Source organism: Sorangium sp. So ce693, from assembly GCF_051521375.1.
Classification (GTDB): Bacteria; Myxococcota_A; Polyangia; order Polyangiales; family Polyangiaceae; genus Sorangium; species Sorangium atrum.
On sequence record NZ_CP150347.1, the window covers coordinates 5,894,063 to 5,911,684 of the forward strand.

Sequence of the window (17,622 nt, forward strand, 5' to 3'; positions counted from 1 at the left end):
CCTCGGGCGCATCGAATCGACGAGACGTCGACGAGACGTCGACGAGACGCCGCCGAGGCCGCCTTCCCACGTGCCCCGGCGGCGAGGCCTCGGATCGCCGAGGCCCCGGAGCCGACGTCACACGTGCCGGAGCGTGGGGCGCTCGGCCAGCAGGTGATCGAGCCAGGCGTTCGACAGCTTCTCCTGCACCGTGTTGGCCCGGAGCCTCGCGGCGAGGTTCTTGAAGTCGACGTGGTCGATGAGCTGGTCCTGGTTGAAGCACGAGAAGACCAGCGTCTCCTTGCCCGTCTCCGGGTCCACGTGCCGCTGGAGGCACTGCGCGCAGACCTCCTTCATCATGCACTGCATCGGCGAGTTGATGCTCGCGATGCCCACGTGCTTCGGATCCAGGTGCGGCGCCAGCACGCCGTGCCGCGCCTCGCGCACGGCGTTCATCATCTTGTCCGAGCCGATCGCGATGATGCGCCGGACCTCCGAGAGGGCCGCCAGCTCGCCGCCGAACTGGCGCTCGGCGTAGGCCCGCATCGCCTGGACGATGTTGCCGCGGAAGTGGCGGTCGGTCGCGCGCCGCGGGGTGACCTCGGCGCCGCCGTCCGTGCACCAGATGACCTGGTCGGTCGCCACCTCGATCTCGTCCTGCTTGAAGAGATCCTCGCCCCGCCTGTAGCCGGCGAAGTAGATCACGCGGGCGCCGCGCGCCTTGAGCGCCTTCGCGATCGAGAACAGGACGGCGTTGCCGAGCCCGCCGCCGGCGAGCAGCACCGTCTCTCCCTCGGGGATGTCCGTGGGCGTCCCGGTCGGCCCCATCACGACGACCTCCTCGCCCGGGCGCAGCGCGGCGAGCAGGCGCGAGGACGCGCCCATCTCGAGCGCGATGAGCGACAGCAGCCCCTTCTCCTTGTCGACCCACGCGCCCGTGAGCGCGAGGCCCTCCATCGCGAGCCGCGTGCCGCGGATCACGGGCGAGCGCACCTCGTAGTTCTGCAGCCGGTAGAACTGCCCGGGCTCGAACTTCCGCGCCGCCGCGGGCGCGCGCACGACCACCTCGACGATCGTCGGCGTGAGCCGCTGGACCCGCTCGACCACCGCGCCGAGGTCGTGATCGAGGCGGGCGAAGAGGTCGCGCCGCCGCGCGTCGCGCGCGGCCTGCGGCTCCTCGCCGAGCCGGGCGATGTCGTGGCGGAACAGCGCGACGACGGACGGGTACGCGTCCTTGGCGCTCGCCATCGCCTTCACGACGCTCCCCGCGTAGTGGGGGTGGTTGTCGCCGTAGAAGCTCACCGCGTGCTCGCCGTCGTTGTAGCTCGTGAAGAAGCCCTCCCGCGGCTTGGCCGGCTCCACCTTGAGCGCGCCGCCCTCGTCGACGTAGGCGCGGTGCGGCTGGAAGAACTGCCGCCACTTGTCGAACACGAACGAGCCCGGGCGCTCCTTCTCGTACGTGACGTTGGGGCTCGTCCCGGCCGCGACGCACACGGTGCGGGCGGGGATCGAGACCGCCTGCCCCGCGCTCCGCCACTTGCCGTCCACGATCTCCTGCCGATCGAAGACGAGCGAGGAGACGCACCCGCGCTCGTCGAGCACCGCCTCGACCGGGGCGAGGTTCTCGACGTAGCGGATCCCCTCCTCGAGCGACTTGGCGACCTCCTCGTGGTTCAGCCGGTACGCCGGCGAGTCGATGAGCCGCTTCCGGTAGACCAGCGAGACGCCTCCCCACGCGTCGATCAGGCCCTGGAACCGCGGCGGGCGCCCCTCGCGCGCGGCGCGCGCGCGCTCGTCGCGGATCTCCTCCGCGTGGCGCCGCTGCTCGGCCAGGAACTCCCGCTCCTCCTCGTCGAACATCGCGAGGACGGCCGCCTCTCCGCGCTCCGCGACCAGCGCGTCGAGCCGATCGGCCGTCTTCTCGGCCTGCACGACGTAGTACGCGGCGAGCTCCGTCGCGGTGTCGATCGCCGTGAGGCCGCCGCCGATCACCACCGCCGGCAGGCGCACCTGGAGGTTCGCGAGCGCCGAGCGCTTGTAGGCCCCGGCCAGCTGGAGCGCCATCAGGAAGTCCGACGCCTTGCGGATGCCGCGCGCGAGGTTGTTCTTGAGCGGGATGATCGTCGGACGCCCCGCGCCCGCCGCGATCGCGACGTGGTGGAACCCGAGCCGGAAGGCGTCGTCGAGATCGATCGTCCCGCCGAACCGCACGCCGCCGTGGATCCGGAGCAGCCGCTGCCGGGCGAGCGTGACGTACAGGACGGTGAGGAAGTTCTTGTCCCATCGCACCGTGATCCCGTACTCGCTCACCCCGCCGAAGCCGAGGAGGACGCGCTCGTCGAGCTCCGTGTAGAGCCGCTTGAAATCCTTGACCGGGCGCGGCGGGCGCGACTCGTCGCCCGTGAGCTCGGCCGGCAGCGGCTCGATCTTCAGCCCGTCGATCGCCACGCACGCGAAGCCCTGCCGCGTGAGGTGGTGCGACAGCGTGTAGCCGGCCGGGCCGAGGCCGACGACGAGCACGTTCTTGCCGTTGTACGGCAGCGCGTGCGGCCGCAGCGCGTCGAGCGGGTTCCAGCGCGTGAGGAGCCCGTAGATCTCGAGGCCCCACGGGAGCGACAGCACGTCCGTGAGCACCGCGGTCTCGATCTGCGGAATGTCCACCGGCTCCTGCTTCTGGAAGACGCACGCCTTCATGCAGTCGTTGCAGATGCGGTGACCGGTGCCGGGGCACATCGGGTTGTCGACGCAGACGAGCGCGAGCCCGGCGATCGACTCGCCCCGCCCCCGCATGGTGTGCATCTCGCTGATCTTCTCGTCGAGCGGGCAGCCGTTCAGCTCGACGCCGAGCGGGTTCGCCTTGATCGCCCCGGTCTTGTTGTCGCGCAGGCCCTTCGAGCACGAGTCCTTGTCGCGATCGTGGCAGAAGAGGCAGTAGTCGACCTGGCTCTCGACCTCGCGCGGCGGCGCGCGGCGGTCGGTCAGCGCGAAGCCGTCGCGATCCCTCCGCTCGTGCTCGGGGCCTACGAGGAGCTCGGCCGAGCCCGGGCTGCCGTTCGCGCCCTTCCTCTGCAGCTGGACGAGCTCCTGGTAGTCCAGCGTGCGCGGCGCCTTGAGCGTCGGCCACCGCCGCGCCGGATCGTGCTCGTCCGCGCGGCGCGCCGCGAGCCACGCCTCGACGGCGTCGAGCGCGAGCGCCACGACCGCCCCGTCCTCGGCCTCCGTCGGCTCCGCGCCGGCGACCGCCACCGCCGGCGCCACGCTCTCGGCGAGCGCCTGGTCCTCCCGCAGCGCCGCGCGCACCTTCGCCGCCCGCTCGCGCAGCTCGTCCGTCCACTTCGCGCCGCCGGCCTTCGCGGCCTTGCGGGCGATCTCGTCGACCTCGATCAGGGCGAGCGTCGCGCGCGCGATCGCGAGCTCCTCCGCGGCGGAGCCGCCGTCGAGCGCGCTCGCAGGCGCGCCCACGGCCGCGAGCGACCGCCGCGCCGCGTGCGCCGCCTCGACGTGCGTGCCCCGCCACGCCTTCCCCGGGTTCGGCTTGAACAGGCGCTTCTTCGAGAACTCGCGCTTGAAGTCCCAGAGCGCGCTCCGCTCGAGGGTCGCGTCGATCTGCGCCTGCGTCTCCCGCTCGACCCGGAAGAGCATCGCCACGAAGCGGCCGACGTGGGGCGCCGCCGCGAGGAGCGCCTCCGAGACCTGCTCCGGCGTGAGCGCGGGCCGTCCCGCGCCGCCGCCCTCCGCGCCGGAGGCCTCCGCCTGCGCCGCGCGCAGCGAGGCCCGGTACGCGTCGAAGCGCGCGTAGGCGCCCTCGTCCGCCGCGTGGAAATACTCCTCGAAGCGCTCCGTCAGCTCGGCGAGCCTCGCGGGGTCGAAGAGGTCGGCGTAGCCGAAACCAGGGAGCCCGAGCTCGAGCTCGGAGGCATCCGAGGTCGCCTGCACCCACGAAGAGAAGTCAGCCTGCACTCCAGCGTTCGCTTCCATACCCGCGGCAAATGCTTTCTATTTCAAGGAGGGTTCGCTCACCCGACGATGGCCTGCCCACGCGGCCTCGAGAGCGACGTAAAGTAGCACCTGGCCGCACCTTCGACCTGTCGCTCGGGCAACAATCATCGCAATCGGATTGCGTCTGTCAGCTCGACGAACGCGCAACGGCTGCGCGCTCATCGACGCGGCTGCCGGCAGCGCGGAGCGTCAGAACCCCTGCGAGACGACGCGCTCGATCGTATGCGTCGAGATGTTGCCCGCGACGACCTCTGGATCGCGCAGCAGCGCCTGGTGCAGCGGGATATTCGTGCGGATGCCGCCGATGATGAACTCGTCGAGCGCGCACCGGAGCCTGGCGATCGCCTCGGCCCGGTTCGCGCCGTGCGCGATCACCTTGGCCACCAGCGAGTCGTAGGAGCTCGGCACGCGGAAACCGCCGTACACGCCGGAGTCGACGCGGATCCCGACGCCGCCGGGCGAGTGGTACTCGGTGATGAGGCCCGGCCACGGCACGAACGAGCGCGCGTCCTCGGCGTTGATCCGGCACTCGATGGCGTGGCCACGGAAGCTCCAGGGCCGCGTGTCGGGCAGCGAGAGCCGCTCGCCAGCAGCGGCGAGGATCTGCTGCGCGACCAGATCGACGCCGGTCACCATCTCGGTGACCGGGTGCTCGACCTGGACGCGGGTGTTCATCTCCATGAAGAAGAGCTCGCCCCGCTCATCCATCAGGAACTCGAGCGTGCCCAGGCCGGTGTAGCCGGTCTCGAGGATCGCGCCCCTGATGATGTCGCCCATCCGGGAGCGCTTCTCGTTGTCCATCACCGGGCTGGGCGACTCCTCCATCACCTTCTGGTGCCGGCGCTGGAGCGAGCACTCGCGCTCGCCGAGCGTCCACACGCCCCCGTGCTGATCCGCGAGCACCTGGAACTCGATGTGGCGCGGCGCCTCGACGTAGCGCTCGAGGTAGACGTCCGGGTTCTTGAAGCCGCTCAGGGCCTCCTGCGTCGCGATCTCGAACGAGCGCTGCACCTCGCCGGCCTCGCGGACGATGCGCATGCCCCTGCCGCCGCCGCCGCCGGAGGCCTTCAGGATCACCGGATAGCCGACGCGCTCGGCCTGCTCGGCCGCGTCCGCCGCGCTCTTGAGCACGCCCGTGCCGCTGAGCATGGGGATGCCGAAGCGCTTGGCGACCTCGCGCGCGGACACCTTGTCGCCCCAGGTCCGCATCGCCTCCGCGGTCGGCCCGATGAAGGTGAGGCGGCACTTCTTGCAAAGCTCGGCGAACTTCGCGTTCTCCGAGAGGAACCCGTAGCCCGGATGGATCGCGTCGGCGCCCGTGACCTCCGCGGCCGCGATGATCTGCGGGATGTTGAGGTAGCTCTTCGACGCCTCGGCAGGGCCGACGCACACGGCCTCGTCCGCGAACCGGACGTGCAGCGCCGCGGCGTCCGCCTCGGAGTGGATGGCGACCGTGCGGATGCCGAGCAGGCGGCAGGCGCGGATGACACGCATCGCGATCTCGCCGCGATTGGCGATCAGGATCTTCTGGAACACGGCACCCTCGCCCGGGCAGCGCTAGCTGCTCCGCACCTTGAAGAGACGCTGCCCGAACTCGACCGGCTTGCCGTTGTCGACGAGGATCTCGACGATCGTGCCCGGAGAGTCCGCCTCGATCTCGTTCATCAGCTTCATCGCCTCGATGATGCAGAGCGCCTGACCCACGCGGATCGCGCTGCCCACATCGACGAACGGGGGCGCGTCGGGCGACGGCGACCGGTAGAACGTGCCGACGAACGGCGACGTCACATACGAGATCCCCTCGTCGCTCGCCGCCGCGGGCGCGGCCGCGGCCGCCGGCGCTGCAGCCGGCGCAGGCGCCGCCGCGGGCGGCGCCGCCGGCGCGGCGACCGGCGCGCTGTGGATCTGGAAGGCGGCGGGCGCGAGGTGCTGCGCCGCGCCCTGCGGGATGACGCCTCCGCGCGTGAGGCGAATGCGAACGTGTTCGTCCTCGAACTCGAAGTCGCTCACGTTGCGCTTCTCTAAGATGCGTACCAGCGCCCGCAACTGCTTGAGGTTGATGTTCATGGAAGGACGTTCGGCCATCGATGTTTGCCGCCTTTCAACCAGAGTGACGGCGCATGTTCAACCTCTTTCGTCGGATCGCAGCTTCTCCAGATGCCCGAGCAGGCCGATCAGCCCAAGGACGTACGAGCTCGCACCGAAGCCCGCGACGCGCGCCATGCACGCAGGCGCGATGCGGGAGCGACGGCGGAACGGCTCTCGACCGTCCGGGTTGGAGATGTGCACTTCGACGGTAGGAAGCGCGCTCGCGCGGATCGCGTCATAGAGCGCGATGGAGGTGTGCGTGTAGGCACCGGCGTTGAGGAGGATGCCGTGGAAGCCGCGATCGCCAGCGTGGCTGATCGCGGTCACGAGCTCCCCCTCGCAGTTCGATTGCATGCACGACACCGAGGCGCCGTGGCCCTTCGCGGCCTCCTCGACGGCGCGGTGGATGTCATCCAGCGTGGCCTTGCCGTAGATCGCTGGCTCGCGCTTGCCCAGTCGATCGAGGTTCGGCCCGGAGATGACCGAGATGCTGAAGCCGCTCAGGCGAGCTCCTTCAGCAGCACCGGCACCTTGGTGCGCAGGAGGTACCGGGCCTTGCCGATGTTCGCGTCGGGCGTCATCGAGAAGGCCACGAAGTACGAGTTGTTCACGACGCGGATCAGGGTCGTGACCTTCTCCGCCTGGATCGCGATCTCGGCGGCGTTGCCCGCGTCGAGCATCTCGGCGGCGCGCTGGATCGACTTCAACACGACGCTGAACTCCGCGCCGATGGTGGTGATGTCGAACGCGGCCCCCGGCTTGGAATAGCTGTCGACCGGGATCCCCTCGAAATCCATGAGAAGGGTCGCGATGCCGCCCTCGGTGTTCTCTACGACTTCCTTCAGCACGGCCTGGAACATGCGCCGAGATTACCCAAGCGCGGCACGATCGGGAAAACAAACGAACCTGGGCCGGCATCTCGCGCCGCAGCCCGGGAGAGCCGGCGCTCATCATCGTCGCCCGACCCGCTCGGCCGCGCGCGAGCGGAGCCGATGGCGACCGGCCGCGCGCGGCGGTGGCGGATGGCGCTGCGCGGCAGCGGCGCGAGCGAGCGCGGGCGCAGCGCCACGAAAGCTCGATCCGGCCGCCCGCCACCGGACCAGCGGGACGAGCGCAACCGATGCAACCGACGCAACCGACGCAACCACGCAACCGACGCCACGAGACGCCACGAGACGCGACAGACGAAGCGCTGCGAAACGTTGGACCGGGCGGGCGCTTTGCCTCTTGCATCCTGGTCCCAGCCGGGCGATTCCCGCCCCTGGGGGCCCGCTCCAAAGCACGCCTTGACCCTCGTCCAGGCGAGCGGCTAACGTGCGGCCGTTCTTTCGCCTCGCGGCAAGGCCCGGAGGCGGATCCCACCGGCGCGTCTCGCCGGGGGGCCGACGTCAAACGTGGTCGGGAGCGGCGTGCGCCGTACCCGCCATCTCATCAAGAAAAACAAGGACGGCCCAACATCTATGCGTGCTCGAGCCGGGGATCCCCCCCGCACGATGCCCCAGAAGATCCTCGCCGGGCGGGCGGCGGATCCTCAGCTGCGCGGTGATCTCGTCCAGGTCAAGGTCGACCAGGTGATCCTCTCCAGGGCGCCGTCGCGCGCGCTGGCCGAGGCCATCGCCACGGGCATGAAGAAGACGCCGGTCGAAGTCGCCGTCGCCTACGACGGCACCTGCGTGGCCGACGCGAGCTCGCTCGCGGATATCGACGAGGGCAGCCCGCACTCGGTGTCGCCCGAGTTCCCGACCTACAACATCCCGATCGCGCGGCCCGGCATCGGCTTTCCTGCGCCGGTTCACCTGGAGCGCTTCGCGGCGCCGGCGCGGCTCGCCCTCACGGACGACCCGCGCCTCACGACCGTCGGCGGCATCGGCATGCTGTCGCTCGTCGTCTCGCCGAGCCAGCTCGGGCAGGCGCTCGCCACGGGCTCGGTCTGGCTCCGGCCGCCCCGCAGCGTGCAGATCCACCTCTCGGGCAGGGTGCGGCCCTTCGTCTGCGCCAGGGACGTCGCCCTCGAGCTGCTCCGCAGGAACCTCGACGAGGTGGTGCGCCGCATCGAAGGCGAGCACCACGCGCCGGTGATCCTCGAGTTCGCCGGGCCGAGCGCGCGGCTCCTCTCGGTGGGCGACCGCGCGGTGCTCTGCGGCATCGCGCCGCAGGTCGGCGCGGCGGCGGCGCTGTTCGTGAGCGACGAGAAGACGGAGGTCTTCCTCCGCGATCAGCGCAGGTCGAAGGCCCACCGCGCGCTCGTGCCTGACCCGGGCGCGCCGTGCGAGGAGGTCGTCTCGATCGATCTCGGCACGGTCGATCCGCTGCTCATGGACGAGGAGGGCGTGGTCCGGCCCGTCCGCGATCTCGCCGGCAAGCCCGTGGCGCAGGTCGTCCTCGGCGGCGACTCCGGCGTGACGTTGCGCGACATGCTCGCGGCCGCGCTGCTGCTCAAGTCGAAGCGCGTCCCGTCGCGGCTCGACCTGCTCGTCGCGCCGCCGTCGCGGCAGGTGCTCGAGGTGCTCGCGCAGTCGGGCGCGCTCGTCGATCTCGTCGCGACGGGCGCGCGCATCGTCGAGCCGGACAGGCGCGTCGTCACGTCGGAGATCTACCCGCCGCCGCCCGGCAGCCTGTCGCTGCGCACGGCGGATCCGGAGCCGCGCATCGCCGGGGCGCCGTCGTTCGTCGTGGCCTCGGCGGAGACCCTCGCCTACGCGGTGGCCACGGGCGCGGTCGGCGATCCGCGGTCGTTCAAGCGGCCGGTGCGGGTGACCGTGCCGCGGGCGCTGCCGACCGACGACGTGCTGATCCTCCGCGACAAGAAGGGGGAGCAGGTGAGCACGAAGAAGCCGCCGCCGGCGCCCGCGGCGGTGCCGTGGAAGGGGCCGCTGACGCTCGACGTGCTCGCCGGCGTGCCGAAGGTGAACGGACACGCGGCGGTCGGGGCACCCGGGCGCGCCGCCCCTGCGCCGGTCGAGCCGCCCGCTGCGGCCGCCGCGGAGCAGCAGGGGCAGGCCGCGCCGGCGGAGGGCAAGGCGGCCGGCGGCGTGGCGCTCGTCCTGTCGACGCTCGACGAGGTGCGGGCGGTCGCGGAGCGCGCGACCGATCTCTCGACGGTGCGCGCGGTGGTCGCGCCCTTCGTCCCGAGCACCGCGGTGTCGGCGTTCGCGAGCGAGGGGATCGCCACGTTCCTCGTCGGCACGGAGGCGCTCGGCAGCATCAAGGAGCAGAAGAGCGTGGAGCTCCCCGCCCCCGCGCAGTGGGGCGATCGCGTCGCGGCGATCTTCGGGAGCGAGCGCGTCGAGGTGGCCTGGCTCGCGACCGGTATGGAGCGGAGCTGGACCCACGCGGGCACCGTGCGGCAGCCGGCCAGCTCGAGCAAACCAGCGAGGTAGCCGGGCCGAGATCCCGGTGGCGAGGCCGCCCCCACAGCGCGGGAGCCGCCTTCCACCGGGGACCGGGGAGCGGGAGAGCAGCGCTCAGGGAGCCGCGCGCACGGGGGCCAGCGGGGCGAGGAGCTTGATCTCGTTCGTGAGATCGCGGAAGCGGATCTGCTGCTCGTTGATCTGCATCTCGAGGACGATGACGCGCTTCGTGATCTCGTCGAGGCGCGCCGACGCCTTCGCGAGCCGATCCGTGAGGTCGCGGCGGAGCTCGTCGGCGGTCTTGTTCTTCTCGATGGCCCTGAGGTTCTGGCGGAGCTCGTGGCTCTGCTGCTCGAGGCGCTGCTGCTCGGCGAGGATCCTGTCGCGCTCGTCGATCGCCGGGCGGAGCTTGCCCCGGATGTCCCAGGCCTGACCGAGCTGCTTGGCCACGGCTGCGTCCGCGCGCGGGTCCTTCAGGTAGCCTTGCACCGCGTCGTCCGCGAGCTGGTCGAGCCAGTCGATCTGCTGCCGGAAAAGCCGCCGCTCGTCCACGTCGAGCACCGCCGTCCCACGGCGCGGCACGTCGACCGGCACGAGCGCGCTGCCCGTGCCGACGTTGTCCTCCGTGCCCTTCGGGGGCGCGTGCAGGCGCGTCCCGTGCAGGCGGGGGTGCTTCACGAGCGTCCTCGCGGCGAGGTCGCCGCCGTTGCGGACGGCGTACTTCGTATGCGTGACCCAGTCGCGCTCGATCTCGAGCGCGCCGGCCTCGATCTTCGCGATGCGCGCGCCCTCCGCGCTCTCCTCGCGCGTCGTGTCGACGGCGAGGCCCCGCTCCAGCGCGAACGGCACCGTCGTCGTGGCCCCCGGCGGCAGCGGCTCGACCATGCCCTGGCCGAGGAACGCGCCGTTCTCGAAGACGGCGATGGGGCCGCGCTCGAGGAGCCCCTTCGTGTCGTTCGTGAAGCGCGCCACCCGGAACGGGTGTGAGCTCGACGCGGGCACGCCGCCGTCGGGCGCGAACAGGAAGATCGACTCGCCCGGGACCTGCCTGGCCAGCAGCAGGACCATCGTCGCGCTCTTGTCGGGGATGTCGACAGGGAACGGGATGTCGTAGCGGGTCGTGCCCGCCTCCATCGCGACCGCGGCGAGGGCGCTCATGTTGCGCGGCGGAGAGGGGTTCATCGCCATGGGCGGCGGCGCGTGCGCCGCCGCCGGCGCTGACCGCTTCAACTGCGGCCCCGCGTGTTGCCCGCCGACGCGCGCGTCTTCGCGGTCGGCTAGCCTCGGCATCGGCTTCGCGGCGGGTACCGTGGCAACCGCGCTCCGCCTCTTGCCGCCGCCCTTCTCCATTTCGAGCTCGGCCTCGTCGGCGAACGCGTACCCCTCCCCGTCGTCGCCCGGCGCCGCGGGCGCAGGCGCGACGGGCGGCGGTGGCGGCGGCGCGGCCTCGGTGGCCAGCGTCGTCTCGCTCGTCGGCACGGACGCGATCACCTCGCCCTGGTCGCTGACGACGGGGCGCGGCGGGATCGCCGCCTGATCGAGCGTCGCCTGGAACGCGAGCGGCGCGCCCGCCACGAGCGACAGCTTCACCCCCTTCCAGTCCTCGCCCGAGAGGTTCTGCACGATGCCCCACGCCTGGAGGTGCGCCTGCTTCGCGTCCGCGCGCGGCGCGGTGCCCTGCGCCCCGCCCGCGCCCATCACGAGCCGGTACGACGGCCTCCACACGGGCGTCTCCGCCACGTAGCCGACCACGAGATCGTGCTCCCGCCCGTCGAGGGTGAGCTTCACCTTCTCGTGCTCGTCGTCGCGCTTCTTCTCCCCCGCGGCCGCGCCCTTGGCCTTCGGCGGCGGCGTCGGCGCTACATCGGGCCCGAGCTCATCCGGCGCCTCGTCCTCGCCGGATCCGTCGTCGACCTCGACCGGGAACGACGCGCTCCGGACGCTGCTGCCGCCGGCCTCGATGACTGCGAGCGTCGCGAGGAAATCGCCGACCTTCTCCTTGCGGACCCGGAAGGTGACCTGATCGGCGTCGATGAGCCCCCGGCGCTCGAAGTAAGCGACGCCGTTCCTGTAGATGACCACGCGCCGCAGCGCGAGCCCCGAGGCGTCCACATCGGGGCCGCGCGCGCAGCCGGCGAGCAGCGTGAGAGCGAGGAGCAGGCCGGAGCCCGCTCTCGCGACGTCGTACCGTCTCATGAATGTCCCTGGGTTTTCGCTTGAGTCAGCTGTCGGAGGGCGCCGTCGAGGCGCGACGCCAGTCGGGCGGCAGGTCGAGAAAGCCCTCGTTGCAGAGGAACTCGTAGAGCCCCTCGCAGACCTCGCCGCAGATCATGCTGAAGAGGTGGGGATCGGTGATGAAGAGGATCGTCTCGTCGCGCTCGGCGCCCGCCGTGTCCGCGAGCTGGGCGACCAGCTCGTCCTCGGCGAAGCCGACGAGCATCACCATGAGGTGGCGCTCGAACGCGCTGCGGAAGCGGGGGAACGCCTCGCTCGTCAGCTTGTACGCGTACGCCCTGCCCTCGAACGTCCGCGCGTCCTGCACGACCCGCGCGGAGATCTCGCCGAGGCTCTGGGCGAGCTGCACGCTGAAGAAGTCGACGAGCACGGCGTGCACCACCGAGACGATGCGCCTGAGCTCGCTCGATCGGCGCGAGAGGAAGGCGTCCTGCATGTCCTTCGTGAGCTTCGCGAGCAGCTCGAACGACTGCTCCCGCGCGTCCTCGGACGCGAACTCGAAGCCGTCGAGCTCGGCCTCGATCCGGTTCTTGTAGCGGGTCAGCACGTAGAAGAGCGCCTGCTCGCCGTGGTGGATCACCTTCGGCGCGCCGTCGCGGCCGCGCGTCTTCTCGTGGAGCTCGGACTGGAAGAACAGGCGGGCGAGGTTCCTGTGGATCTTCTTGAGCCGCCGCTCGACGAGCAGCGAGATGCCGTCCTCGCGGATGACCCGCTCGAGCAGCGCGCAGAGCGTCCTCTCGTGCGCGTCGCGGATCGCGTCGCGGTTCTTCGCCCCGCGATCCGCGGCGCCCGCCGACGCCTGGATCACCTTCAGCTGGGCGACGACCTGCGCGGTGACCGCGTCGAGCTCGGGGTTGGTCTCGAGATCGGCGCGGTAGTGGACGATGCGGGCCTGCATCTGCTCCTCGAGCAGGCCGAGCGCCATCTCGGTGATGTGGTCCTTCAGCGCCTGGCTGACGTGCTCGCCGACCCGCCGCGGCGCGTCGGGCGGCAGCGGCCTCGGCGGCTCGGGCGCCGGCCTCCCCCCCGGTTGCGATCGGCCCGAGGGCGGCAGCGGCGGAGGGTTCCGAGGGACCGGGGCCATGACCCGACAGCATAGCGGAACTGGCCCGTGGTGTGCGGTTTTGGCGGAGCGGCGCGAGTCGGAGTAAGACGGCGGCCATGCACACGCTCGCTTCATCGATGTGCGCCGGGGGACCGGAAGGCCCTCGGGCGCCCTCCTCGCCGGCCCCCTCGCCCATGGCGCACCCGCGCCTGGTTCGCCGGCGCGTCGCGGCGGCGCTCGCGCTCGCGCTCGCCAGCGCTGGAGCGGGCTGCTCTCGCGACGGCGACGGCCAGCCGCCGCCCGCGCGCACGCCGGAGCCCGCGGCGCGGCAGGAGCCCTCCGCGGCGGCGCCGGCCGCCACGGCAGAGGGCGCCGGGGCGACCGCCGCGACGGACAGGAAGGACGGCGCGGCGGCGCCGCCGGCAGGTCAGCGCGAGAGGTTGAACGTCCTCGTGGTCTCGATCGACAGCCTGCGCGCGGACATGCCGTGGAACGGCTACGAGCGCGACATCGCGCCCGCGCTCACCGCGTTCGAGAAGAAGGCGGTCAGCTACACGCGCCACTACGCGATCTCGTCGTACACCTCGATGAGCGTCGGCGGATTCCTCGCCGGCCGGTACCCGAGCGAGGTCGATCGCAGCGGCTACTTCTTCGGCAACTACCCCGACAGCGTCCTCATGTTCCCGGAGCTCCTGCAGAAGGCTGGGGTGCGGACGATGAGCGCGCACGCGCACTTCTACTTCGACCAGAAGGCGGGCTTCCGTCAGGGCTTCGACGTGTACGAGATCGTGCCGGGGCTCTCGGCCGACAACACGACCGACCGGAACGTCACGAGCCCGGGGCACCTCGAGCTCGCGATGAAGATGCTCTCCGACAAGGCGAACACGTCGGGCACCTTCTTCGCGTACTTCCACTTCCTCGATCCGCACGACGTGTACATGACGCACGAGGGGATCCCGCAGTTCGGCAAGCGGGCCCGCGACAAGTACGACGGGGAGGTCAGGTTCACCGACATGCACGTCGGCAAGCTGCTGGACTTCGTCGCGCAGCAGCCGTGGGCCAAGGAGACGGCGATCATCGTGACCGCGGACCACGGCGAGGCGTTCGGCGAGCACAAGATGTTCCGCCACGGCTTCGAGGTGTGGGACGTGCTCGCCCACGTGCCGCTGATGATCCAGGCGCCCGGGATCACCCCGCGCCGGATCGACGTGCCTCGCAGCTCGATCGACCTGGCGCCGACGATCCTGGAGCTGACCGGCGCCCCGGCAGAGCCGTCCTTCCCGGGCAAGAGCCTGGTGCCCGAGCTCCACGGCGCGACGCCGGAGCCGCGCGACGTCATCGTCGATCTTCCGCGCACGAGCGACAACGACCGGCGCAGGGCGCTCATCCACGGGCAGTACAAGCTCATCGCATACGGCGACGACGACGCGTTCGACCTCTTCGACGTGGTCGCGGATCCGGGGGAGACCAAGGATCTCAAGCGAGCGCAGGCGCCGGTCTTCGAGGAGATGAAGGCGCTCTACAAGGAGCGCTCCGCGGCCATCAAGGACGTGTGCCCGAAGAACACGGCGAAGCTCAAGGGGAAGAAGAGCAACAAGCGGTGCTAGCGCGCGGAGCGGAGCGGCGCGCCGCAGAGCAGCAGCGCTAGCGCGCCGGCGGGGCGACGGTGAGCGTCACGACGTCGTCCTCGCCCGCCTCGATCCCGGCGCGCGCCACGAGGCGGGCGCCTTCACACTCGAGGTGGAGCACGACGGGCGCCACCGCCTGGCGGCCGCACGACGGATCGCTCGAGACGCGCGCCGCGAAGGCGCTGCGCGCGAGCTCGACCGCCAGGGCGATGCCTCCGATGCGGCCCATCGCGTCGTCCGGGGCGACCTCGCGCGCCGAGCGCGCCTCCTCGAGGCGCGTGAAGAGGGCGGGCCCGCGGATCGTGACCTCGATCGGGCGGCCCGCCGCGTCCTCGAGGACGGCGACCTCGATCTCCGCCTGCCGCGGCGCGCTCTCCCCCTCGGCCGTCACCACGAACCAGAGCGGGATCCGCTTCGCGCAGACCGCCGCGCCCGGGCGCGCGCGCTCGTCGGCGGGCGCGCAGCGGGGAGGCGGGAGCGCCAGGCTGAACGGGACGATCACCTCCGCCGGCGCCTCTGCGAGGGGCCGCCCCCAGGCCCGCCTGTCCAGGAACCGGCGCAGCCACGCTGTGACCTCCTCGCCGATCCGCGCGCGCTCCGCCCGCTGCGTCGCGAGCTGCGCCTCCGTCTGCTGAGCGGCGCGCGAGAGGACGTCGCCTGTGTTGCGCTCGCGGACGAGCTCGCCCAGCCGGTGGGTCGCCTCATCGCGGAACGCGCCCCTGGGCAGCGTCGCGAGGTACGCGGTGAGGCCCGCGGCCGTCCTGCGCTTCGCTGCGTAATAGATCGGCTCGGCGCGCGTGAGGTAGGCGCGCACCTCGCCGGCGAAGGCCCCGCGCGGATGGCGCTCCAGGTAGGCCGACGCCGCCGCGAGCCGCCCCTCGAGGGTCCTCGACACGCGCGTCGCCCGGTACGCCGCGTAGTCGTCGTAGCCAGCCAGGAGCGCCGGCGTCGAGGCGCACCCGGACAGGACCGCGACGAGCGCCGCGCACGAGAAAATCCGAGCGGAAGTCGCAAGGCGTCGGCGGGAGGCGACTGCGCCACGCCCGCTCATGGCGCCTCTTCCAATGGGCAAAAATTGCACTCCGTCGGGGTCGACGCGCCTTCGTCGGCCATGTGGCCGCGGTACTCGTCGCAGCTCGCGAACTTGAGCTTGTGCAGGCACACCTCGCCGTCGTGGACCAGCGGATAGCAGCCGGTCGGGAGCTCCGGCGCGGCCTCGAAGCCGCAGGCGGCGTCGCAGGCGCGCGTGCGCAGGCCGCACTCGTCGCACCGGGCGCAGTCGATCTGCGCCTTCAGGGCGAAGAACTTGTAGGGGTCGAGCTCCTCCGGCGCCTGGCCGCAGCTGCCGATGTCCCCGACCACCGGCGCGATGCCCACGAAGAGCAGCAGCGCCGCCGCGCCGGCGATCTCCTTCGCCCGTGGGCGCCCGCCTCGACGCTCGCGCTCCGGCAAGCTCATGGAAGGAGCTCGTGATCGATCATGAGCCCGAGCTGCGCCGAGACGACGGGGTAGACGGTGTACGCCGCGTCGTACGTCGCGGCGCCATAGAAGAGATCCCCGACGATCTCGCCCGAGAGCGCGACGCCCGCGAGCAGGGAGTACCCGAGCCCCAGGGCGAGCTCGCCTCCGACGTTCACGTCGGGCTCGATCAGGATCGCCGCGCCGAGCCGCCCGTACCCGAGCACGCGCGTGAGGCCGCGGTAAGCGACGAAGTAGCTCGGCGTGAGCGACTCCTGCGGGACGCCGCCGACGGCGACCGAGAAGCGCAGCGCCCCGCCGTGCTGGACGCCGTCGGCCGGCCCCAGCGCGAGCGCGACCCCGAGATCGAGGTACCCCGCGGTGAGCGAGAGCGACTCCGCCGTATCGCCGAGCTGCGTCTGCAGCCGGTAGGGGTTGTTGAACCGGATCCCCTTCCCCATCGCGACGGTCGACACGACCCGCGCCGCCGTCCCCGGCGGCCGCGCGAGCGCGCGGTACGCATCGAGCTCGGCGCCGCCGCGATCCTCGCCGGACAGCGACGCCGCGGCCCCCTCGGCGCCGCTGTCTGCGGCAGGCTGGGCCGCGGCGGCGCGCCCCCAGGATGCCCCGAGCAGAACCGCCACCAGCGCAAGCCCGGTCCGGAGTTCCAGCATTGCCACGAGCCTTCTACCCCGAGGCAGCGCCCGCTGGCACGCTCAATTGCGTCCCGCCCGCACGCCGCGCGAGCCTCGCCGCGGCATCGCCGCCCGGCGACGGCGCGCCGCGTGCCCCCGGCACGGCGCTCGCCACCGCTGCGTATCCGCCCGCTTCACCTGCGGACCGGACCCTGCATGGTGAGACCACCGTGAGCAATTCAAGCACCCGAGGCAGGCAAGGCACCGCCGCACAGCCGTCGGCGCTGCGCGCGCCGCGCGCCAGCGCGACGCGGCGTCGAGAACGAGAAGATCGCAGCGAACCGGGAAGGCCGCGCAACCCGGCCCAGGACGCCGCGTGGACCGGCGCGGGCGAGCTGGACGAGCCGTTCGTCGACATGCTCGACGCCGCGGCGGCGCCCCCGCTGCGGGGCAAGGTGAACCCGCGCAGCGAGATCAGCGACGTGATCCCGACGCTCGACGACGAGGTCCGTGGCTACCACCACCACCCGAACGACGCCGGCTGCACCGAGTTCGAGGTGAACCCCGACGCCGCCGACGCCGCCGCCGATCTGGCGAGCGATCTCGGGGCGGAGTTCCTGGAAGGCGCGACGAGGGGCCAGGACATCAGCGACGTCGTGATGTCGCACGACGATGACGACGGCGACCTGCCCTATCTCCTGGAAGACGAGGACGTCGAGTCCGTCGAGCCAGACGCCGAAGGAGAGGACGAGCAACCGGTGACCCAGCGGATGCGGCGGCACGCGGGCTGACGGGCAGCGCGCGACGGCGTGAGGTCGCGGCGCGCCGCCACGCGCGGCGCGCGACGAGGTCTGGCCCGGTCACGCCTGACCGAGCACGGGCAGCTCCGCCACCACCTCTCCGTCGATGCGGATGAAGGCCAGCAGACCTTCGTCCTCGTAGGCCAGCACATCGAGCACGATCCGCTCGCACAGCGGCAGCACGTACAGCGCTCCGTCGTCCGCCATCACCGTCATGGATCGCACAGGCGCGCTCGCCGTGGGCAGCGTCTCTGTGGTCCGTCGTCGCGCATCCATGTCGCTTGAGCTCCCAGGCTTGAGTCGAGCTCCGGCCACCGCCGGCGCCGCGAGGCTAGAGGGCCTGCCCGTCATCTCACCAAGCGCCTTCCATGCCACGACGCTGGCGCAGCAGCGCCGGAGCCCGCG

14 protein-coding genes are annotated in these 17,622 nt (G+C 71.9%); 3 read left to right on the forward strand and 11 right to left on the reverse strand.

The window, feature by feature from the left end:
* Positions 1-117: 117 nt before the first annotated feature.
* The 5 genes from WMF14_RS22090 to WMF14_RS22110 all read right to left on the reverse strand — a co-directional run bounded on the left by WMF14_RS22090 (position 118) and on the right by WMF14_RS22110 (position 6,914).
* Positions 118-3,957 carry an FAD-dependent oxidoreductase gene (locus tag WMF14_RS22090; RefSeq protein ID WP_437803463.1) on the reverse strand — a complete coding sequence of 1,280 codons (3,840 nt, stop codon included), beginning with the start codon at positions 3,955-3,957 and terminating at the stop codon, positions 118-120.
* 210 nt (positions 3,958-4,167) lie between these two features.
* On the reverse strand, positions 4,168-5,514 hold the full coding sequence (accC, locus tag WMF14_RS22095; RefSeq protein ID WP_437803464.1) for an acetyl-CoA carboxylase biotin carboxylase subunit: 1,347 nt from the start codon (positions 5,512-5,514) through the stop codon (positions 4,168-4,170).
* A gap of 21 nt (positions 5,515-5,535) precedes the next feature.
* Complete coding sequence (gene accB / locus WMF14_RS22100; protein WP_437803465.1) at positions 5,536-6,063, reverse strand: acetyl-CoA carboxylase biotin carboxyl carrier protein; 528 nt, start codon at positions 6,061-6,063, stop codon at positions 5,536-5,538.
* A 39-nt stretch (positions 6,064-6,102) separates the two neighbouring features.
* Positions 6,103-6,570, reverse strand: a complete 468-nt coding sequence (locus WMF14_RS22105) for a type II 3-dehydroquinate dehydratase (RefSeq protein ID WP_272100043.1) — start codon at positions 6,568-6,570, stop codon at positions 6,103-6,105.
* The gene (locus tag WMF14_RS22110) at positions 6,567-6,914 is read right to left on the reverse strand and encodes a roadblock/LC7 domain-containing protein (RefSeq protein WP_272099801.1); all 348 of its coding nucleotides are present in this window, start codon (positions 6,912-6,914) and stop codon (positions 6,567-6,569) included. The genes WMF14_RS22105 and WMF14_RS22110 overlap by 4 nt, the downstream gene beginning before the upstream one ends.
* 645 nt (positions 6,915-7,559) lie before the next feature.
* Between WMF14_RS22110 and WMF14_RS22115 the strand changes: the two genes are divergently transcribed.
* The gene (locus WMF14_RS22115) at positions 7,560-9,446 is read left to right on the forward strand and encodes an aconitase family protein (protein ID WP_437803466.1); all 1,887 of its coding nucleotides are present in this window, start codon (positions 7,560-7,562) and stop codon (positions 9,444-9,446) included.
* A gap of 84 nt (positions 9,447-9,530) precedes the next feature.
* Here the strand turns inward: WMF14_RS22115 and WMF14_RS22120 are convergent, their stop codons facing one another.
* Together WMF14_RS22120 and WMF14_RS22125 are read right to left on the reverse strand one after the other, a co-directional pair.
* The gene (locus tag WMF14_RS22120) at positions 9,531-11,612 is read right to left on the reverse strand and encodes a hypothetical protein (RefSeq protein ID WP_437803467.1); all 2,082 of its coding nucleotides are present in this window, start codon (positions 11,610-11,612) and stop codon (positions 9,531-9,533) included.
* A gap of 25 nt (positions 11,613-11,637) precedes the next feature.
* Positions 11,638-12,735 carry a hypothetical protein gene (locus tag WMF14_RS22125; RefSeq protein WP_272099807.1) on the reverse strand — a complete coding sequence of 366 codons (1,098 nt, stop codon included), beginning with the start codon at positions 12,733-12,735 and terminating at the stop codon, positions 11,638-11,640.
* Between the two features lie 77 nt (positions 12,736-12,812).
* Here WMF14_RS22125 and WMF14_RS22130 point away from each other — a divergent pair, with 77 nt between their 5' ends.
* On the forward strand, positions 12,813-14,303 hold the full coding sequence (locus tag WMF14_RS22130; protein WP_437803468.1) for a sulfatase: 1,491 nt from the start codon (positions 12,813-12,815) through the stop codon (positions 14,301-14,303).
* Between the two features lie 37 nt (positions 14,304-14,340).
* On the opposite strand, the gene WMF14_RS22135 is transcribed toward WMF14_RS22130, so the two are convergent.
* From WMF14_RS22135 to WMF14_RS22145, 3 genes are read right to left on the reverse strand one after another with little or no spacing between them, the layout of a single operon-like run.
* Positions 14,341-15,375, reverse strand: coding sequence for a hypothetical protein (locus WMF14_RS22135; RefSeq protein WP_437803469.1), 1,035 nt, complete (start codon positions 15,373-15,375; stop codon positions 14,341-14,343).
* The gene (locus WMF14_RS22140) at positions 15,372-15,782 is read right to left on the reverse strand and encodes a hypothetical protein (RefSeq protein ID WP_272099813.1); all 411 of its coding nucleotides are present in this window, start codon (positions 15,780-15,782) and stop codon (positions 15,372-15,374) included. Before WMF14_RS22140 ends, WMF14_RS22135 begins: the two co-directional genes overlap by 4 nt.
* Entirely contained in the window at positions 15,779-16,456 is a 678-nt protein-coding gene (locus tag WMF14_RS22145; protein ID WP_437804264.1) for a hypothetical protein, read from the reverse strand. Before WMF14_RS22145 ends, WMF14_RS22140 begins: the two co-directional genes overlap by 4 nt.
* Positions 16,457-16,647: 191 nt before the next feature.
* On the opposite strand from WMF14_RS22145, the gene WMF14_RS22150 reads away from it, so the two are divergent.
* Positions 16,648-17,208: a hypothetical protein gene (locus WMF14_RS22150; protein ID WP_272099814.1), complete on the forward strand. Its 561-nt coding sequence runs from the start codon at positions 16,648-16,650 to the stop codon at positions 17,206-17,208.
* Positions 17,209-17,277: 69 nt separating this feature from the next.
* On the opposite strand, the gene WMF14_RS22155 is transcribed toward WMF14_RS22150, so the two are convergent.
* Positions 17,278-17,433 (reverse strand): hypothetical protein, encoded by a 156-nt coding sequence (locus WMF14_RS22155; protein ID WP_020736650.1) that lies wholly within the window; start codon positions 17,431-17,433, stop codon positions 17,278-17,280.
* Between the last annotated feature and the right edge of the window lie 189 nt (positions 17,434-17,622).